The organism is Infirmifilum tikiterense (genome assembly GCF_054696565.1).
In genome coordinates, this window is the sequence record NZ_CP182482.1 from 1,712,352 (window position 1) to 1,730,795 (window position 18,444).

The 18,444-nt window shown below is 57.4% G+C and carries 21 protein-coding genes and 1 tRNA gene; 9 read left to right on the plus strand and 13 right to left on the minus strand.

The features are described from left to right. Positions 1-2: 2 nt before the first annotated feature. Entirely contained in the window at positions 3-275 is a 273-nt protein-coding gene (locus tag ACNO7C_RS09400; protein WP_460025930.1) for a TIGR00304 family membrane protein, read from the plus strand. Here ACNO7C_RS09400 and ACNO7C_RS09405 read toward each other — a convergent pair. After that, positions 257-445, minus strand: a complete 189-nt coding sequence (locus ACNO7C_RS09405; protein WP_460024835.1) for a hypothetical protein — start codon at positions 443-445, stop codon at positions 257-259. The genes ACNO7C_RS09400 and ACNO7C_RS09405 overlap by 19 nt on opposite strands. Positions 446-545: 100 nt before the next feature. Here ACNO7C_RS09405 and ACNO7C_RS09410 point away from each other — a divergent pair, with 100 nt between their 5' ends. Next, positions 546-2,186 carry a M28 family peptidase gene (locus ACNO7C_RS09410; RefSeq protein ID WP_318536747.1) on the plus strand — a complete coding sequence of 547 codons (1,641 nt, stop codon included), beginning with the start codon at positions 546-548 and terminating at the stop codon, positions 2,184-2,186. A gap of 10 nt (positions 2,187-2,196) precedes the next feature. Then, on the plus strand, positions 2,197-2,694 hold the full coding sequence (locus ACNO7C_RS09415; protein ID WP_460024836.1) for a GNAT family N-acetyltransferase: 498 nt from the start codon (positions 2,197-2,199) through the stop codon (positions 2,692-2,694). Positions 2,695-2,730: 36 nt separating this feature from the next. Here ACNO7C_RS09415 and ACNO7C_RS09420 read toward each other — a convergent pair whose 3' ends face one another. Genes ACNO7C_RS09420 through ACNO7C_RS09445 form a run of 6 tightly spaced genes read right to left on the minus strand, consistent with a single transcriptional unit; the run spans position 2,731 to position 7,881 of the window. Further along, positions 2,731-3,621 (minus strand): hypothetical protein, encoded by an 891-nt coding sequence (locus tag ACNO7C_RS09420; protein ID WP_460024837.1) that lies wholly within the window; start codon positions 3,619-3,621, stop codon positions 2,731-2,733. Positions 3,622-3,623: 2 nt separating this feature from the next. After that, on the minus strand, positions 3,624-4,574 hold the full coding sequence (locus tag ACNO7C_RS09425) for a DHH family phosphoesterase (protein WP_460024838.1): 951 nt from the start codon (positions 4,572-4,574) through the stop codon (positions 3,624-3,626). A gap of 41 nt (positions 4,575-4,615) precedes the next feature. Then, complete coding sequence (locus tag ACNO7C_RS09430; RefSeq protein ID WP_460024839.1) at positions 4,616-5,749, minus strand: NAD(P)/FAD-dependent oxidoreductase; 1,134 nt, start codon at positions 5,747-5,749, stop codon at positions 4,616-4,618. Further along, positions 5,746-6,039, minus strand: a complete 294-nt coding sequence (locus tag ACNO7C_RS09435; RefSeq protein WP_326403653.1) for a (2Fe-2S)-binding protein — start codon at positions 6,037-6,039, stop codon at positions 5,746-5,748. Before ACNO7C_RS09435 ends, ACNO7C_RS09430 begins: the two co-directional genes overlap by 4 nt. Then, positions 6,009-6,485 (minus strand): 4Fe-4S binding protein, encoded by a 477-nt coding sequence (locus ACNO7C_RS09440; protein ID WP_318536753.1) that lies wholly within the window; start codon positions 6,483-6,485, stop codon positions 6,009-6,011. Before ACNO7C_RS09440 ends, ACNO7C_RS09435 begins: the two co-directional genes overlap by 31 nt. After that, positions 6,469-7,881 carry an FAD-dependent oxidoreductase gene (locus ACNO7C_RS09445; protein WP_318536754.1) on the minus strand — a complete coding sequence of 471 codons (1,413 nt, stop codon included), beginning with the start codon at positions 7,879-7,881 and terminating at the stop codon, positions 6,469-6,471. Before ACNO7C_RS09445 ends, ACNO7C_RS09440 begins: the two co-directional genes overlap by 17 nt. Positions 7,882-8,040: 159 nt before the next feature. On the opposite strand from ACNO7C_RS09445, the gene ACNO7C_RS09450 reads away from it, so the two are divergent. Then, positions 8,041-8,781 carry an FprA family A-type flavoprotein gene (locus ACNO7C_RS09450; RefSeq protein ID WP_318536755.1) on the plus strand — a complete coding sequence of 247 codons (741 nt, stop codon included), beginning with the start codon at positions 8,041-8,043 and terminating at the stop codon, positions 8,779-8,781. A gap of 89 nt (positions 8,782-8,870) precedes the next feature. Here ACNO7C_RS09450 and ACNO7C_RS09455 read toward each other — a convergent pair. Further along, positions 8,871-9,002 (minus strand) — tRNA-Tyr (locus ACNO7C_RS09455). Positions 9,003-9,050: 48 nt separating this feature from the next. Beyond that, positions 9,051-9,404 carry a hypothetical protein gene (locus ACNO7C_RS09460; RefSeq protein WP_460024840.1) on the minus strand — a complete coding sequence of 118 codons (354 nt, stop codon included), beginning with the start codon at positions 9,402-9,404 and terminating at the stop codon, positions 9,051-9,053. Between the two features lie 113 nt (positions 9,405-9,517). Between ACNO7C_RS09460 and ACNO7C_RS09465 the strand changes: the two genes are divergently transcribed. Next, a complete protein-coding gene (locus ACNO7C_RS09465) occupies positions 9,518-10,423 on the plus strand; it encodes a CBS domain-containing protein (RefSeq protein WP_460024841.1) in 906 nt (301 codons plus the stop codon). Positions 10,424-10,714: 291 nt separating this feature from the next. Here the strand turns inward: ACNO7C_RS09465 and ACNO7C_RS09470 are convergent, their stop codons facing one another. The 4 genes from ACNO7C_RS09470 to ACNO7C_RS09485 form a co-directional block, all read right to left on the minus strand. Continuing rightward, a complete protein-coding gene (locus ACNO7C_RS09470; protein ID WP_460024842.1) occupies positions 10,715-11,449 on the minus strand; it encodes a hypothetical protein in 735 nt (244 codons plus the stop codon). Between the two features lie 13 nt (positions 11,450-11,462). Continuing rightward, a complete protein-coding gene (locus ACNO7C_RS09475; RefSeq protein WP_460024843.1) occupies positions 11,463-13,112 on the minus strand; it encodes a cysteine protease in 1,650 nt (549 codons plus the stop codon). Between the two features lie 257 nt (positions 13,113-13,369). Then, positions 13,370-13,687, minus strand: coding sequence for a hypothetical protein (locus tag ACNO7C_RS09480; RefSeq protein WP_460024844.1), 318 nt, complete (start codon positions 13,685-13,687; stop codon positions 13,370-13,372). Positions 13,688-13,777: 90 nt separating this feature from the next. Next, positions 13,778-14,995, minus strand: coding sequence for an Nre family DNA repair protein (locus ACNO7C_RS09485; RefSeq protein ID WP_460024845.1), 1,218 nt, complete (start codon positions 14,993-14,995; stop codon positions 13,778-13,780). A gap of 151 nt (positions 14,996-15,146) precedes the next feature. Between ACNO7C_RS09485 and ACNO7C_RS09490 the strand changes: the two genes are divergently transcribed. The 4 genes from ACNO7C_RS09490 to ACNO7C_RS09505 are packed head-to-tail and all read left to right on the plus strand — an operon-like array spanning position 15,147 to position 18,443. Beyond that, positions 15,147-15,998, plus strand: coding sequence for a QueT transporter family protein (locus ACNO7C_RS09490; protein WP_460024846.1), 852 nt, complete (start codon positions 15,147-15,149; stop codon positions 15,996-15,998). A gap of 41 nt (positions 15,999-16,039) precedes the next feature. Then, positions 16,040-16,819, plus strand: a complete 780-nt coding sequence (locus ACNO7C_RS09495; protein ID WP_460024847.1) for an energy-coupling factor transporter transmembrane component T family protein — start codon at positions 16,040-16,042, stop codon at positions 16,817-16,819. After that, positions 16,792-17,646: an energy-coupling factor ABC transporter ATP-binding protein gene (locus ACNO7C_RS09500; protein WP_460024848.1), complete on the plus strand. Its 855-nt coding sequence runs from the start codon at positions 16,792-16,794 to the stop codon at positions 17,644-17,646. The genes ACNO7C_RS09495 and ACNO7C_RS09500 overlap by 28 nt, the downstream gene beginning before the upstream one ends. Next, positions 17,643-18,443 (plus strand): energy-coupling factor ABC transporter ATP-binding protein, encoded by an 801-nt coding sequence (locus tag ACNO7C_RS09505; protein WP_460024849.1) that lies wholly within the window; start codon positions 17,643-17,645, stop codon positions 18,441-18,443. The genes ACNO7C_RS09500 and ACNO7C_RS09505 overlap by 4 nt, the downstream gene beginning before the upstream one ends. The last annotated feature ends 1 nt before the right edge of the window (position 18,444 follow it).

Here is an 18,444-nt window from a genome sequence, read left to right on the forward strand (position 1 = left end):
GGATGGAGAGAGCCGGCGCGCTGATATTCCTGCTCGGCGTTTTCCTCGTTTTAACCGGAATGATTCTGGCGCTACTGGGAACACAGCAAGCATCTGTGAGCGTGGGCGGCTGCATCCTCATTGGACCAATCCCCGTGTGCTTTGGCTACGGCGCGGAGCCCCTCCTGCTGATCATTGCGAGTGCTGTGGCGTTGCTTGTGATGCTCCTTGTAATGTACGTCCTGTTAGCGGGCTTAACCAGCGTCAGCCGCCCCACTCACCCCCCTGAAGAGTAGCTGTCCTCGAGGATGTTGCTCAAAGCTTCACCAGCCTCCTCAAGGTAGTATATGGTATCTTCCAGCGCTGCGGCGAGCTTCTTGTCCTCTCGGGCAACCTCCCTCAGCAGGCTTATTGCGTCATCGATGCTGTCCAGCGCCGCTTTAATTTTTTCGAAAGCGCTCTTCATCACCTAAACGTGGGGACTGTGGAAAATATACTTTAGTCTGGCGCGGTTACCGGCTTGGCTCTCCGCGATACATTTATCACCGCACCGGTCTAGCTACTTCGTGAGCATCGCTGAGAAACTCGCCTCCATTGCGGCGGGCACCCCTCAGAGTGATGTTGTAGCGGGCTCTGAGCAGGAGAGAGCTATCTCAGAGAACCTTCGCGCCTTCCTCGAGTCGCTCGGCCTAGAGACCGGCGTCTACGAGTTTGAAGCCCTGTCATGGGAGGAGCGCTACGTGGAGGTTGGCTTCAAGGGATTGAAACTCCGGAGCGTGGCTCTCCCCTACAGCCTGCCCGGCGAGGCGGAGGGTAAGGTCGTCTACGTCGGGGGGAGGATCCTGGAGGATGAGTGGGCGTCTATTGATCTTTCAGGTAAGATAGCTCTAGTGAAGTTCTTCAGCAAGGTCGACGAGGCGGAGTGGCAGTACATTCGGGCTGTCAGGGCGGGAGCTGAGGCTGTTGTTTTCATGGACAACTACCCCAACCGCCTGCGGAAGATGGTCCTAACCCTGAACACCGACTACCGCTTCACAGAAGGGACGCCTCCACCGATCCCTGCCGTGGCTGTTAGCCTGGAGGATGGATTGAGGATTCTGAAGCTTGCCCACAGGGGGGAGAAGCTCCTAGTCAGGGTTGACACGAAAGTTGACCACTACTCGAGGAGCAGGGTCGTGTACGCCGGGTCGCTAGAGGGACCGGTCTTCTCGGCGCACATCGACAAGTGGCTTTCGGGCTTCACGGATGACGTGCTCGGCGTCGGAGTGGTGATGCTCCTAGCCGAGAGGCTACGCGACAGCGCCGGCTACATCTTCTTCGGCTCTGAGGAATCCGGCGCTCCAGGGTACAGCCCCTGGTACTGGATCTGGGGCTCGCGGAGCTTCGCGGAATACCTCGAGAAGACCGGCCTCCTGGACGACTTCGGCATGCTCCTCAACGTGGACACTCTTGGGGGAAGGGAGGTTCGCGTCTCAGCGTCAACCCCGGACGTCCAAGAGGGCATCGCTGATGCTATTGGAAGCTCCGCGAGGATCTGCCCCGATCAGGTTATCTTCGATAGCTTCAGCTTCACAATGAAAGGCATCCCCTCGACGACCACGCACACGTTCCCTGAGGTGCTACCGGTGTACCACACCGACATGGATACCCCGGCTTTCGTCGACTGGCAGGGAGTCGAGAGGGCGGTTCGCGTACTCGAGAGGATAGCCACCGAGTTCGCAGCAAAGAGGTGGGGCATGTTCAAATACGCTGAGTTAACCAGGCGCATTGCAGAGAGGCTGGAGAGGGTTTCGCACCTCCCCTCAGCGGCTAAGGCGGTAGAGCTGCTGCAGAGTCTGAGGCTGGACAGCGAGGAGAGCGCCAGACAAGTGAGGCGGGCGCTGACGGGCCCCATGTTCTGGGGACGCTACGACAGGGTGTTTAGGGACAGCGAGGTCTACTACCCCCTCTTCACGGACGCCATCGACGACCTGGTTCTTCTCTCCGATATACTAGCCGGGGCCAGGAGCCCTGCCGATGTCGCTGGAATGAAGGGTCTCAGGAGAATTTCGGGGTTCGAGGTTGTTCTGCCCTCCGTGGAGCCTGTATTCTATGGAAGGGTTCTAAGCTCGCCGGGCTTCCTGAAAGAGCTCTACCTAGTGTTGGAAAGGGTAGTCGAAAAGGATATAAACACCCTTGTGGAGAGACTACAAGCTCTGAAGAAATGAGCGTGTAATCATGGAGTCGTTGGAGGAGGACAGTAGTAGTCTTTTGAAAGTAAGGGTTCGCATCGCAACGCCTACGGACAAACTCGCCGTCGTGAGGATACTCAGGAAGTCGTTCACAGGCTCGTACCGCTACTGGTCAATAAGGGACATGGATGAGACACTCGTCCTTGTCGCCGAGCTTGGCAACAGGGTAGTGGGCGTTGCTGAGGTTTACACCTCCTTCGTGGAGGGCTACGGGAAGGTAGGCGTGGTGTACTTCCTGGCAGTGGACAGAGAGTATAGGGGCATGGGCATAGGCAGGACGCTCGTGCTGGAGGCTGAGAAGCTTTTCAAACGGGAGAGGTGCCTCTACAGCGCCGCCAGCACTGTCGCTAGCAACACGGCATCACAGAGGCTTTTCAGAAGCTTGGGGTACTCGCTCTTCACCAGGGAAAACAGAGTTTACTGGGATCTCGTGGACGCCCTCTCGGCCTACGAGGACGACGTCGTAATGGCCAAAAAACTCTAGAAGAGAAAAGAGGTATTTCTACTCTCTTTCCTTATTTTATTTCTCCGCTTTCTCCCTTAGCAGGTAATCGACTACCCGATGGACGACATTAGGGTTCCTTTTCACCGCATCCTCCAGGCTCTCCCCCGGCAGAGCTGGCGTGAACCTCAAGACCTCAAGGGGCGAGACGAGCCCCAGCAGGGTTCTAACCCTCTCGTATACAGCCCCGCGGACTGTAACCTCAAGCGCTCGCGTGATCTTTGAGCCGTCGAAAAAGACAGCCTGGCTCTGGTGGACGGCTACCACCAGGTCGTACCTCACGTTTGTAAAAACCCAGTCAGACACTCCCTCAAGCACCTGGACCACGCTCCTCCGCTTAAGGTTCTCGAGAGCGAGCTCAGCGGCCCTTGTCAGCGCGTCAACGAGGAGGCCTCTTAGAGCCTCAGGCCTGTCCACCTCGAGCACTCTCTCAGAGGAGCTCACTGCTTTCTCCATAAGACGCTTATCCACCAGGAGCACTCCACGCGTTTGCGCCCACTTGTTCACCAGAACCTGGGTCGCCCGCTCCCCGCTAGAAGCCGTATAAAACCGCGCAAGGAGGGTCCTCCTCGCGAGGTCCTCCTCGTATGCGATTATCGCAGATGGAACGCCCTCCCTGAAGAACAAGCTCAGGTTCAGCGGCGCTACCAGTATGAACAGCGGGTTAAACTCCTCGAGCCTAAGCTTGAAGCCCGCCTCTCGCGCCGCGAGCCACTCGCGCGGGTAGAGCGTCCCGCTTTCCAGCCAGCCGGGCAGTAGCTCGTAGTCGTTCGTGTAGTCTCCAATTGCCGCTGGTTTCGAGAAGGCCACGGGAACCCCGAGCTCGGAGAGTGCTCGTGCCAGGAGCAGCACGAGGGAAGTCTTCCCACGGGAGAGCGGCAGCAAGCCCGTAACCAGGATCGACGGCATGTCTAGAGCACTTCTCTATGTGTGCCGCCTTTACGCACAATAATTACCTCTAGCTTGTCGGAGCGGAGCTCCTCCTTCAGGATAGGTGCGACCTTGTTTAAGGCTCTCCTTAAGCTCAGGGCCCGAAACGTTGCGCCGGCCGCGAACCTGTGCCCCCCTCCTCCGAGCTTAGCTGCGACGCTGGCGGCATTGTACCTGGAAGACGGGTTTGCCCCTGCGTAAACCCTGTACTTGAAGAGCCCTTTTGGAACCAGGACGAACGTGAACTCCGCTCCAGCTCTCTCCAGGAGGATGGTCAGGTACCTGTACGAGAGACCCTCATCTCCTTCGAAGACGACAACCGCCTCCCTGGGTGGGGGGCTCAGGGACTTAGCGACCTCCTCGGTCTTTCCCCTGTTTCTGCCGTACCTCTCGATGAACCCCCTGATCCTCTCATCGTTTAAGGCGTCAAGCCCCTTTGAGGCCAGGAGATCGATGAGGTAGAGTTTACCGGAGTAGTCCGCGCCTTTCACTGCGGCCTCGAGGTCCATCGCCTCCTGGGAGACTATGTTAGCTGTGTCCGTCTCGACGGCTAAGCTTGCGAGCTTGGAGGCCAGAGGGTCGCCGTCCAGCCCCAGCGCTTTGAGTGCCAAAACCGCCGACGCGGGGGCGTTGGGGTCGTAGAACTCCTTCTCGGCGCAGGGTGGGTTCGTGAGGTGGTGGTCTGCCCTCAAGACCGCCTTCCCGGGGCAGGGCAGGTCGGCGACGAAGTACCACTTCACTGACCTTATGAGCATGCTCCTCTGAACCTCCCCAGGGTAGGCTAGAACGACGACCCCGTCGGGGTGCTTCATCTTGAAGAGCGCGCCGCTCACTATGCCGTCTGGGTCGCCCTCATCGACCAGCGCGAGCTTTCTGCCCTGAAGAACCGCCTTCAGAACGAGGTAAGTCTTGAGGAGCGAGTCCAGCCTCATAAATCCCTCGGGGAATAGCTTACGGACCGTTAAAAACGTTGTTAACCTATCACCGCGAGCTCGTGGACGAGCCTGCCCAGCTGGAAACGCTCGAGGACCAGGTTCTTCGCCTCGGGGATCCCGGGCTCGCCGCTCAGAACCCAGTCCGCCATGACTTCGCCTACGACAGGCCCCATCATGAACCCGTGTCCGCTGAACCCAGCCGCGATGTAGAGGTTCTCGTAACCGCTTACGGGGCCGAGGACGGGGTGGTGGTCTGGCGTAACCTCGTAGTAGCCAGGCCAGTACCGCAGAATGTTCACCCGAGGTAGCCACGGCATCCACTTAGACCACTCCTTCACGGCCCTCCAGAGGAACTCGAGCCTCACCTCCAGCGGCGCGAAGGGTTCTTCCGGAACCTCGACGCCCATCAGGAGGTTGCCGTGGAAGGTTTGCACCGCGTAGGCCCCGCTCTCGAAGTCGATGACTAGCGGGTCGAAGAGTCTACCAAACTCCTCCGTCACGGCGGCGTGGTGCGGTACGGGGGTAACTCTCGGGTCGACCCCGAGGGGCCTGAGGAGCTCGTTTATGTACGGCCCTGTCGCCAGGACCACAGCATCTGCCTGCACTCTCTTGCGGTCTGTTCGCACACCTTTAACACTGCCGCCCTCTGCCTCCACCTCAACCACGCTCTCCCCGATCCTGAACTCGACTCCCAAGCGGCGGAGCGCGGAGTAGAGCTTGTAGACGGCGTCGAAGGGGCTTGCCTTGCCGGCGAGCGGGTCGTACAGCGCTCCAGTCAGCCTTTCTGTGCTTATGTAGGGCGCGATTTCCCGTATGAACCCCTCGTCGACGAGCCGTGTCGGCAAACCGTTCTCGTTGTGTATCCTCATGTACCTCTTCAGCCGCTCGAGCCCCTCTTCAGTCGAGGAGAGCCAGAGGTACCCGCTCCTCGCGTACTTTACCCCTAGCTCCTGCGCCAGCTTGGCCCAAAGCTCGATGCTTTTCTTCATGAGCACTATGTGCTCCCGGCTCGTGAAGCTCGCCCTGATGCCGCCAGCGCACCTGAAAGTCGAGCCAGAGCCTAGGTAGCTCCGCTCGAAAACCGCGACCCTCCCCGCGCCCCTGAGAGCTAGGCTGTAGGCTGTGCAAAGCCCAGTGATACCGCCCCCCACGACGACAACATTGTACCTCACTCCTTCCTCACCTGCAGGAAAACTCCAGCGGGGACGGGCTCTAGGGGAGGCCTCACCACGGGGTAGGCGAGCTTCTCGGGCGGGATGCCTAACTTCCTGCTCACGTATGAAATCAGAAGAGGGAAGCAGAACCTTCCCTGGCACGGACCCATGCCTATTCGTAGCTTCCTTTTAAGGGACTCGATGTCGGTGATCCCCTCCTCGAGAGCCCTGTCAACGTCCTCTACTGTGACCTTCTCGCACATACATATGTACGCTTTCACTTTACCCTTATGCTCCTTACCTCCCATATTAGATCCCCCGAAACCCTGACTAATACCACAAGGGTCTTGTTAATATCAAAGACCCGCAAAACCTCGCCACGCCCTACAGGCTCCCCCCTCCTGTTCAGAAGCTCGACGACATCCCCCTTCTTCGGCCTAGGCAGGAACTCGTAGGGGAGGCCCACCAAGTAGCCATCGCCGTCTCTGCCGACGAGGAACATCGCCTGGCCCGGGCAACCCCCCACGCAGATACCGCAGCCCGTGCACCTCGCCCAGTCCACCTTAGGCCTGCCCCTTAATCCCTCAACCCTTATCGCCTTAACAGGGCAGAGGGACTGGCACACGTTGCAGGGGATCTCCTCTATGCACTCGGATACAGCCACCACCTTGCCCTCAACGACGTCGCGTGGCGGTACGAAGCCCTCTCTCCGCAGATCCTCAAGCTCGATAAAGCCCCTAGACCTGTACCCCACCCACCACCACCTTCCCCAGCCCCCTCAGCACCTTAGCCGAAAACGGCGTGCTCCTGGTCTCCTCCAGCTTCCTGAGAGTCTCCTCGCGCCTAGCCACCAGGTCCCCGCGCTCGCCGAGCAACCTTATCGACGCCGAGTACCCCGCAACCCTGCCCGTAAGTATGGCCGTGGTCGCCTCCTCGATCCCGGACGCGTCGCCGGCCACGTAAACACCCGGGATGCTGGTCTCCATGTACCTGTCTCTGTAGGGGACGTACCCTCCGAGCTCGCTTGACCAGACCATCCTCGCACCCATCTGCGCCAGGAGCCTAGCCTCCGGCGTGAGGCCAACCGCCAGGAGCAGAAGGTCGGCTTCGAACACCTTCTCAGTACCCTCAATGGGCCTCATGCCTTCGTCGACCTCCGCGACAACCACCCTCTCCAGCCTCCCGGAGCCCTCCGCCCTGACGACGGTGTGCCGCGTAAGTATCGGGACACCCCTCCTCCTCAGCTTGGCCGCGTGGACCAGCCACCCGCCAATCTCCCTCATGACCTCGACTACGGCTAGAACCTCCACGCCGGCTTGAAGGAGCTGATAGGAGACTATCAGCCCAACGTTCCCCGCGCCCACCACGACGGCCCTCTCCCCCGGCTTAACCCCGTACTCGTTCATCAGAGTCTGAGCCGCTCCTGCTCCCATCACGCCTGGAAGAGTGTTGCCGGAAAATGCGAGAAACCTCTCCACAGCCCCCGTGGAAACCACCACCGCTCTGGGCTTAACCAGCAGTAGCCTCTCGCCCTTCACGGCGGCGAAAACCCTCTCCCTGAACCAGCCTATCACGCTGGTCCCAGTGTGAATCCTTACCCCCAGCGACTCCGCCCTGGAGACCAGCTTATCCGCTATCTGAAACCCCCTCAACCCGCCGAATAGCTCCCCCGAGCCGAAGAACTTGTGCGTCTGCTTGAGCAGCTGCCCGCCAGGCCTGAAGTGCCTCTCGAACACGTCCACCCTTAACCCGCTCTCCGCCGCTGCGATGGCCGCGGATAGACCGGCAGGCCCGCTTCCGACAACCATCACGTCCGTCTCAACCCACTCAGCGGGCTCCGCGCGGTATGCGCGAGGAGCCGGGTTGGGGAAAGGCTCATCTGTCTCAACCCTGACCCCCTCCCTGACGGGCTCGAGGCACGTGCGCACATGCGGGACGCCGTCGACCCTTGCCATGCAGCCGGAGCAGTAGCCGATCATGCAGTAAGGACCCTGAGGCTCCTCGCCCTGCTTCAGGCTCCTGACCCCGCTAGCCCACAAGGCTGCGAGGATGCTCTCACCCTCGAAGCCCTCCAGCTCCCTACCGTCAAAGCTGAAGCGCACCGGTTTCTCGCGCCTGAACTCCAGGATGGGGTGTTCAGTTAAGCGCACATTTAAAGCTAGCGGTGGAATAATAAATAGTATTCTGTAAAAAAATGTTACTGGGGGTTCGTGCAATGGTGTTGGATACAATGCCCGTGGGTCTGCGCTAGAAGGTTTATGAACAGCTCAAGGATAGGGTTTATAAAACCCGGAGGGTTCAGGATACCCGTGATAACGCTTTACTCCGATGAGAAGCATAAAGTAGTTGTTTTCAGGGGGTTCACCCCAAGGGGCCACGTTCAAACCAACCAGATTGTAATAGCGGACTCGGGTGAGGGTCTTCTAGCCGACCCTGCAGGCCGGGTGGTATTCTCGAAGCTCGTATCAGAGGTGTCGCTCGTCGTCCCGGCTCCTAAGGTGAAGTATGTCTTCTTCTCACACCAGGATCCCGACATCGTCGGGGCTGCGGCGAGCTGGTATACGGCTCTGCCCAACGCTAAGATAGTGCTACCCGAGCTCTGGGCACGCTTCGTGCCCCACCTGTTCCCAGCAGAGGTAAACCCCACTGAGAGGTTCCACCTAGTCCCCGATGAAGGGGCAGAGCTGCGGCTAGGCGACTGTAGCCTCAAGCTGGTGCCAGCCCACTTCCTACACTCGCCGGGCAACTTCCAGATATACGACCCGTGCTCGAGGATTCTCTACTCCGGGGACCTCTTTGCCTCCTTGATGCCCGAGGGCCAGGAATATGACTTCGTCTCAGACCTTCAAGCGCACATACAGTACATGGAGCCGTTCCACAAGCGCTACATGGCTGGCAACAAGGCGATTCAAGCCTGGCTGAGCAGGGTTAAAGCGCTGGACATAGACCTCATAGTCCCGCAGCACGGGGCCATCATAAGGGGTAGAGATAACGTGGAGAAAGCCCTAAAGTGGCTGGAACAGCTGAAGTGCGGCCTTGACCTCCTATAAGTTAAACAGGTAAACTCACTGGGAGCGTTTTGAGAAGACGACTAAGCTTCAAACCCGCCGAAGGGAAAGGAGACAATGGGGGCGATGAGTCCCCGGGCCGGGACTTGAACCCGGGACCTGCCGGTTTCTAGCCGGCTGGCACGGGCTCATCCAAGGGATACGCCCCAGTCCCCGTGCGGGTCGACCTACAGCCGGCCGCGATACCGCTACGCTACCCGGGGATTCGGTAAAAACACTCTATGGAGGTTTATCAGCTTTTCGCTGTTAAACTACAATCTGACCCGCTTTACCTTGACGCCCAGCTTAGCCGCCTCGGCGAGTGCCTCTGGCGTGACCGGTGTTCTGCGGCCGTAGAGCGCGATCACCGGCTTCGCCTTTAGCAGTTTGGCTTTTTCAGCGACCTTTCGAACGTCCTCAGCCTTCAAGGGGCTTGACGAGTAGTAGACTTCGACGAGTATTTTCTGCCCGTTCCCCTGAGCAACTATGTGAGCGTTGCCGAGGTGTGTAGGGTGGTTTATCCTCACGCTGAACCCAGCTTCAAGGTACTTGCCCGCGACGCGTCCAATCGCCTTGTATTTCTTGCTGAGCTGCCTCACAAGGTAGCGAATCCTGGCTAGAGTCATACATTTTCAACGCATTCTACTGGGGCAAAAACCTTTCTTTTTAGTTTATTGTCGAAAAGTGATGAGACTGTCGTTAAGTATTAATACCTTTTAATACTTGAATCCACTCAAGTATGGCCCTCTCCTCAAGCCTCTTCGAGCTCCTCGTAGCCATAGTGCAGCTCTACGAGGCCTACAAGCGCCCAGTCACCAGCTCGGAGATCGCCGAGCGCTTAAACAAGAGCGACGGCACCGTGAGGAACTCCGTAGCAGCGCTAAAAGCGCTGGGCCTCGTGGAGGCCCGGACGGGACCCAACGGAGGCTACGTGCCCACTGTGAAGGGCCTTGAGTGCGTGAGGTCCCCCCAAGCCCTGGAGCGCCTCTGGGAGCCCTTGCAGCTGGTCGTGGACGACGCGCCCAGCGGGGTGTACGCGGTGGAGCTGGACCTCGTCGGGTTAACCGACCCCACAGGCGTGAAAGCAATTCTAAGGATAGCTGGTAGCCTGCACAACCTGAGGGAGGGCGTGAGGGTTCGCGTAGGCCCGACATCCTGGAGCAGGATCCTGGTCACAGGTAGGGTCAGGAGCGTTGACTACAGGAGGAGGGAGGTCCTCGTATCAGTCGACTCGCTCGTAGCCGTTCCGAGGATAACGGCCTCAGAGGTCATGACCCCTAGCCCCATCGTTGCGCGAGAAGACGATGAGCTACGGGCGGTAGCAGAGGTCCTGCTCGCTAAGGGCATCAGAGCCCTACCCGTGGTCAACTCGGAAGGCCGGCTGTGCGGCATCGTGACTGCCTCTAATGTCGCTGAGGCCTACCTTGCCCGGGACTTCAACGCCAAGGTCAGGGATTACATGGAGAGGAGCGTCCCCACGATTAGGCCGGACGCAGACATCTTGGACATTATGAGGATCCTCGCCTCCAAGAAGACGGGGCGAGCTGTGGTCGTGGACGAGAACGCGAGGCCTAAGGGGATAGTCACGAGGACCGACGTACTCAACAAGCTCGCCCGCCTCACATCCCCAGAGCCAGGAAGCTGAGCAGAGTTGCCCGCCTCTCATCCTCTTCAGCAAAGCGCTCTTCTCCTCCACCACCTGCAGGGGAAAGGATCAGGATGAAGTGACTCCCCATGTAACTCGCGCGATTAAACCTGGTAATCTGAAACCTCAGGCTTGTGGCGTATATTGCTTAGCAGATAGTCGCCTGCCTCCGGAGCTCGTGACCCCGGTTTCCTATCCCGGAGGGCCAGCCGTATATAAATCCCACATGAAAGACATCTCTTGGCGTTCACTTCAAAAATAAAAAAAAGTAATTATTCCGCTTTATTTTCTCTAACTAGATACCGGTGGGGGTGGAGGCGGAGGAGGTGGAGGGGTAGGCCTATATTCTCCTCTCTTTTTCATGTTAGGAACAGCTATTATTGCACCTCCAATAAGCATTAGGACTATGCCTGCATACATCATGTTATCACTAGAAGCCCCAGCGTTGACGCTAAGCTCGTAGGTTATCTTCCCTTCATCCTCTCTATATTTAACGTTCTTCGCACCAGCAGGCAGGTTCACGGTCACAGTTTCCATGAGTTTGTAGTCTTCTCCCACGCCGTAAACATTTGCGAAGACAAGCGTATTCCCGTGCTGAGCAGTGAGAGTGAGTTTTCCGCCCGGCTCTGCTATTCCAATCTCCCATAAACCGTTCCCCTTGTATACTGCGGCTCCCAGCAAGGTATAAGTTGCTGTTAGCTTGTTATTAGCATCATCAGCGTTTATGCTTAGGTTCTCTATTTGTTCAGGATTGGTTCTCGGCTCTAGCTCTCTCACAAAGGTCGAGAGTGGATTATAGTCCTTTTTGAACGCTATGTATGCTTGAGCGCTGAACTTTATCTCCTCTTTCACCTCCGCTACGCCGGTGTCTAGCACATTTATGGTTCTCACACCCTGTATTTCGTATACTGTGGGAGGCTGCACTGTGGGAGGCCGTATCTGCGCGTGGGAGACGGAACCGACAAAAGCTATGAACAGCAGTATAATAGCTAATGAGACTCCTACAACTTTCCTACATTTGAGCATGCCCCCCACCCCCTCAACCCCCTACTCGGAATGTTTGAACGATCTGTTCCACGGCGTTTATTGTTTCCTGACTAACAGCAGCTTGATTAACAAGGTAGACTACCGCTAAACCATACCCTTGCACGTTCGTGTAGCGTGCTATTGCTATGTCTCCCGTGCCAAGGCTATACACGACGATCTCTGCTGGAATATTTCCAAGGGCACCGTTGGTGTTATCTGCTTTAACCTGATACCCGTTGTAGTATTGGTTGAAGGTTGACTCGAAGCCGGACTTTAAAGCGTTCGCGGAGTGGCTTCTACTCCACACTATTGCAATCAGGATCGCTCCGTCTGGACTGTTCAAGTCTACTTCATAGGCATTTGAGTAAGAATCCTTCGAAGCCTCCCAGTCCGCGGGTACGCTGATGGACCAAGGTAGATCGCCAAAGGGATTCGCAATCGTTTTCATGTTTGCTGGCGGCTGTGGCTGTGGCACCGCGCCTCTTCCCCCTTGTCCTCCGCCTGGCGCCTGACCTCCCCCTACTCCTCCTCCCATACCAGGCATGGTGTACCCCCATTGCTCTAAAACATTAGGTGGCAATTCCGGCAGTTCCGGCGGTACTATCCCGGCTGATTGCATTTCAGCGATATATACTACGAGGTGTGGGCCTTGGAAGGCCTCTTGAACTACTTTGAAACCTGTTTCAATAGCCTGCTGGAAACTAGCCTTGCTTCCTAGTAGGGTGCTCTCAATTGGTATGAGTTGCCCGCTTGGGAGCTTTACTATGGGTGCCACGTGTCCCGGCATGATAACCAAGTAAGCGTCTAAGCCTTGACTCATTGCCACAGAAGCGATGAATATCGCAGTGTCTACGCATGTACCGCTCCTATCCCGGATCACGTCTCTAGGGTATTTGATCCATTGAGCCCATTTACCTGTCCAGAACGCTGTGGGCTCTGTTTGGTATGTAATCCCGTTGTACACGCTGAAGTCCCACATCGCCTCGAGGAATGCGAGCGCCTCCTTATCGCCCAATGTTGCACCCGCGCCACTGCCTGTTAGCTTATTCGCCATGTCTGCGTATCTTTCTACTACTGGGTCTTTCGGCGTGACCCACGCGGCTAGTAGTGGATAGTTGCTGTTTATATCGCGGAAGCTTCCAGTATTCTCCTCCGGGGGTAGACCAGAGAATATGAAGTCGTGGCTTCCAAGTATGTTTATGGGCTTTGTTTTTGTCTCAGTAACTGGCTCGCCGTCTGGCTTCGTCTTGTACTCTATTTTGACATAGAGTTTTCCTGGTGTGGTGGTCTGAATGTTCGGCGGGTGCGAGAGTATGGGATAGTAGAGGTCTACTACTGCTCCACCTGGAGGAACTAGCTTGTACTCTTTTGGCTCGCTCCAGTCTGTTAGGCCCTCGATTTTATAAGTTATTTTAACGTTATACAACGGGCCCGATCCGGTGTTTTTAATGACTGTTTTAGCTACCCAAAAACCTAGGTTTGGATTTCCATAAACTTTGTAAACCGCAGTCATGAAACTATCTATGCTATATACTTTGATGTCTGGCTGTCCTTCTCCTCCCCCTCCTCTGGCTATGGTCGGTAAGGCCGCTAGAACTATTCCTAGTATGAGGATTACTGCTCCTATGATTGTAAGTACTTTGGCGCCCCCCTCTCTATGCATTCCACGCTCACCCGACAAGCTCGGAGTGAGTGCCTACATTGCAGAAAAGTAGGTACTCACTCCAACGTGCATATTTGTCTGCAGGGGTGTTAATAAATTTTCTCAGAGGTATTCAATAAAAGAGACTTATCCATATGCGGGATCATAGTGTATGAACTTTACCGACTCAATCTTGCGATCCTACTCTAGAACCAGTTTAAGCCTGTAAGGATGTAAATTTTTTCCTGTTATGCCTGCTCACAACGATGAGCTCCTGCCTATTCTTGCTCGGAATAAGGTAGTTTGGCCATATCACTGCTGAACTCGGAGAAGATTACGTAATTGACTCTCCTCCGCTTAACGATCAACGATATCCCCCACGTCTCGTAGATGGGATTGGCCTTCCGCCGTAAATCAGCTCTATCTCCTTCCGAAACCTCTAGTCTTCCACATCTCTCCGGCATTTTCCCTGGAAATAACCGGGGATCTCCTGTTTTCCGAGCACCAAATTTTGAAATCCTTCCGGCTGATATTTCTTCAAATATTCTAACCTGCACAGCCACCGTGACTGCACGCTCGAGCCTGCGCTCGAACATCCACAAGCACCACCACCAAGCCCTCGGGAGCGAGGGAAAGCAAGGGTCGAACACAGGAGGAAACGGGGGAGAAACCTAAAAGTAGCATTGCTACACCATGAAGCTGAGCAGGGTCGCCTGCCCTCTCATCCTCCTCAGCAGAGCGCTCCTCTCCTCCACCACCTGCAGGGGAAGGATAAGGTGCTCTGACGCGAGCCGCAGCGCTTCCTCGAGGCTTGACGCTTTCTCCGCCCTCCCGGACAGCGCCCGCCTCACACTCTCCCTTATCTGCCAGTTACCGACAGGCGCGAAGTAGTCTGGAGTTATCTCCCTGATGGCGAGCACCCTGGCCTGCCGGTTGCGCCGTGCAAGGCTCTCGAGCACGGCTAAGCGCATCGCGTAGTAGCCCCCATCCTCCCCGCTCGGGATCCCGTCTTCCCACTCGTGGACAACGTAGACCTCCACCCCGCCGGACGGCACCCAAACGGAGCCTGGAAGCCAGGCCTCCAGCATTTCCATGCTCCAGCTCCCGGGCGCGAGTATCAGGGTGTAGCGATTCCCGATGTAGCTCGCGTGGTAAACCTCGTAATCTGCAACCTCAGGCTTGTCGCGTATCCTGCTTAGCAGGTGGTCGCCGATCTTCTTATCAACGGCTGTGATCGCCCACCTAGTCGGCACGAACCTCTTCTCAACTCCAAGCACGCCAGCGGATAGCAGGCGCTGAAGGTAGTAGACGTCGAAGCCCGCCTCGTACAGCTCGACAACGGCCTTTCCGGCTTTGACCCTCTCCTCTGCGAGCTCGTCAACTCTCCTCGGGATCGAGGGGTTCCCCGTTACGCGTATCCTCTCAACCTCCCCTGAGAAGCCGACAGGCTTGAGCAGCGGGTCGAAGCGGGGTGAGAACACGGGAGGCTTTTTGAAGAAGGCCTCGGACTCCACGGGACCAAAGGACATCGCCGCCTCGCGGACGGCTTCTACGTACCTCCCTGCAAGCCTTCTAACGGGAAGCCTCGCGTAAGAGTAGACTAGCCGGGCCCGGATTCGAAGTATGTCCATTAACCCTAGGCGGCCCCACCACTCGCCCGGGTTCTCGAAGAGGTCGGGCTTCTCGTCCCCGACAGGCAGGTTGACTCCGACTCTAACACTGGGGTACCCGTGCTCCCCTACAAGCACCGAAGGTGGGGTCGGGGACTCAATAGCATTCCCGAGGTGTTCGCTGGCTTTAAGTTGCTCTCTGATCCTTACCAATATAGGGCACTGAGGAGCTCCGCACAGCCTCCTAGCCCCCTTGCACTGCGTGCAGAGCTTAGGGCTAGGTTTTACGTACACCGTGTGTATCCAGGGAGATAGAGGTATATTTGGTTATGATTCACGTCTTCCCCCACTCTCTTGATGCGAATCCCGCGGGGTGCACGATAACCCCTTCATTTACTACGCTTAGTAGAAGGATTTATAAACACGTTAGTTAACGTAATACTGTATGACAGAGCAGAAAACACGGGTGAAGGCGCTCTACTACACCGCACTGGTAATCGGCCTCATTATCGCTATCGTGATAATATACGAGTTCTGGGTCGCGGTTGCGACGAACCCTAAGGACCCGTGGAGCGTTTTCCCGATTTCCCGCTTCTTCACAGAGTTCACGGACGCGATATTCTACATCGGGACCTTCATCTGGCTGATCGGGACAGCGGTATTCTTAGTTGAGCTGGCAGGTTACACCGTAACAGCTAGGGGGCTCAAAAAGACGGGTCAGGGCGTCGGGGACTGGGGCGTGATAGACATAGCGCTCGCCGCCCTAAGCGCCGCGGTCTACGGGGCTCTCTTGGCGGCTACAGCACCTATAACGATCGTTCCCGGCTTCACGTGGCTGAGGCCTGCAAACTCCCTCGCAGCCCTCTTCGGAATGTTCTTCGGCATACCCGGAGCCGTCGGGGTAGCGTTCGGCAACCTCATCGCGGACATACTAGGAGGGTACTTCGGCGTGGGATCTATTGGAGGCTTCATCGGCAACTTCCTGATCGCGTACATCCCCTACAAGTTCGTGAAGGACCACAGCTTTAAGACAGCGGCTTCGCTGGGAGAGTTCTACGTATGGGGAGTCATCGTCCAAGCCATCGTGAGCGCCATCTACATATGCTGGTGGCTCCACGCGATGCAGGCGGTGGTCGGGCTACCCCTCTTCGTGATCTGGGGCATACTAGCGCCAAGCATACTCAGCAACAACATCGCGGTCAACGCGATACTCTCGCCGATACTCGGCGTGCTCCTATACCCCTTTGTGAAGGGAAGAGGCTTGTACTGGAAGGACAGGGTTAAGGTACCCCAGTAAAAGATATATATTTTTCTCATCTTTCTTACGAGGCTATTTCTATGTTTGCGGGGCTCTACGTCGAGAGAAAGTCCCTGATGCATACCCTCGACCCGCGCTCAAAGTTGGCGTGGACGCTGATGGTCGTCGTGGCGTCGATCTCCACGCAGTTCAACGGGTTGAAGAGCCTCCCAGTCTTCCTCTCAACTATCTTGGCGCTCACCCTCTCAGGTCTCGGCTCGGGCTTGGCCGCGTTGCTGATCTTCAACTCCCTGATCTTCCTGCTGGTCTCCACCCTGATATGGGCCGGAATCTACAGCACGCAGGGAGGGGTGCTGCTCGAGCTCGGCTGGCTCCGGCTGACCGACGTGGGGCTGCTTGTCGCGCTGGGCAAGTTCTTCCTAATTGTTAACCCCATCTTGGCCTTCGTCGTGTTCTTCGCCTCGACGAAGCCGTACCACCTGATGTGGACTCTCGAGAAGCTGAAAGTACCCCACAAGCTGGCCCTTACCTTCGTAATCGCCCTGAGCCTTATGCCGAGCATGGTCCGCTCAGCGGGGGAGGTGATCGACGCCCAGAAGGCCCGCGGGTTGGCGTTAGACAAGGGGGGCGTGCTTGAGAGGATAAGGAAGCACATCCCGATCATAGTCCCGCTGTTCTCGAAGATGCTCACCGACATATGGGATCTGAGCTTAGTCCTCGCCACCCGCGGCGTGGGCTACGGGAAGAAGACCTACGTGTTCGAGCCCTCGTGGAGGCCCCGCGACACCCTTTTCCTAGTCCTGTCTCTCGCGTTCTACGGGGTGGTGACGGCGTGGGGGTTAGGCCTGATAGGGTTGTAGAGCTGCGGAACGTGCACGCGAAGTACGTGACCTCAGAGAGGTGGATAGTGGAGAACGTTACCCTCAGCGCATCCAAGGGGGAGATGCTGGTGCTCATGGGCCCCAGCGGTTGCGGTAAAAGCACCCTGCTGAACGTTATAGCAGGCCGGCTGCCCGGAGTCATACCGGGGGTGGTTGAAGGCGAGGTTATCGTTGACGGGGTAAACCCGGTTAAGCAGGGCTTCAGGTCGCTGGCAGGGAGAGTCGGCATCGTGTACCAGAACCCCGAGATTCAGATCGTGACGAGGTCTGTGTACGAGGAGCTCGCGATGGCCCCGGAGAACCTGGGGCTCCCCAAAGAGGAGGTCATTAGCCGCGTAGAGTGGGCTCTCGACGCCTTGGGGCTCAGGGGCTACGAGGACAAAGACCCGCAAAACCTCTCGGGGGGCGAAAAGCAGCTCATGGCGATCGCGAGCGTTTTGACGATGAAGCCCAAGCTGTTGCTCCTCGACGAGCCCACCTCGATGCTGGACCACACGGGGACGGGGATGGTTCTCAGGGCGATAACGACCCTGAAGGAGGAGTACGGTTTAACAATTATAGCTGCGGAGCACAGGGTGGAGTGGGCGGTAGACGTTGCCGACAAAGTCTACCTCATGGCCGACGGGCGCATAGTCACCGGCGGAACCCCCGACGAGGTGTTCTCCGACGTCGAAACCGTGACTAAGCTGGGTGTTCGGCCCCCAGGCGTCACGGAGATCGCCTACGAGCTCTACAGGAGGGGGTTCAATGTGGGCTTCCCCGTGCGCCTCAAGGACTTCGAAAAGATCCTCGGTGGTGTCCCATGATCAGGTTCGAGGAGGTAAGCTTCACCTACCCTACTGGGGTTAGGGCGCTCGAAAAAGTCTCCCTCGAGATAGGGAGCGGCGAGTTCGTCGGCGTGATAGGCCACAGCGGCGCTGGGAAAACCACGCTGGCCAAGCTGGCGACGTCTCTCCTCAAACCGACGAGCGGGAGGGTTCTCCTCGACGGGAGAGACACCCGCGAGGTACCTGCCTCGGAGGCCGCGAGGATCGCGTCCTACGTGTTCCAGAACCCTGACATGATGATATTCTCCCAGACGATAAGGGACGAGGTGGCCTTCGCCCTCAGGAACATGGGGTTCCCGGAGAGCGAGATCCAAAGAAGAGTCCAGAAGGCTCTTAGGGCGGTGGATCTGAACAAGCCGCTCGATATGCCTCCCCATACGCTGAGCTTCGGGGAGAAGCACCGCCTCGCCATCGCCAGCGTCCTCGTGATGGGCTCCAGGGCCCTCGTCCTCGACGAGCCCACAACAGGCCTGGACTACGGGCGAAGCCTGATGCTCTTCGAGACGCTGAAGAGCTTGAACGCCTCCGGCAAGACCGTGGTCGTGATAACCCACGACCTCGACCTCCTGGCCCGCTACGCCTCGCGGATCATAGTGCTCGAGAAAGGCAGAGTCATCAGGGACGGGGGCGCTCACGAGGTCCTCGGGGACCCCGACTTCCTTGAGGCACACGGCTTCATGCTAACCCACGTCCAGCAGGTGGCGAGGCGCTTAGGGGTCAGAGCGATAACTCCTCGCGAAGTGGCAGACAAACTGGCCGAGAGGCTCAGGAGGTAGC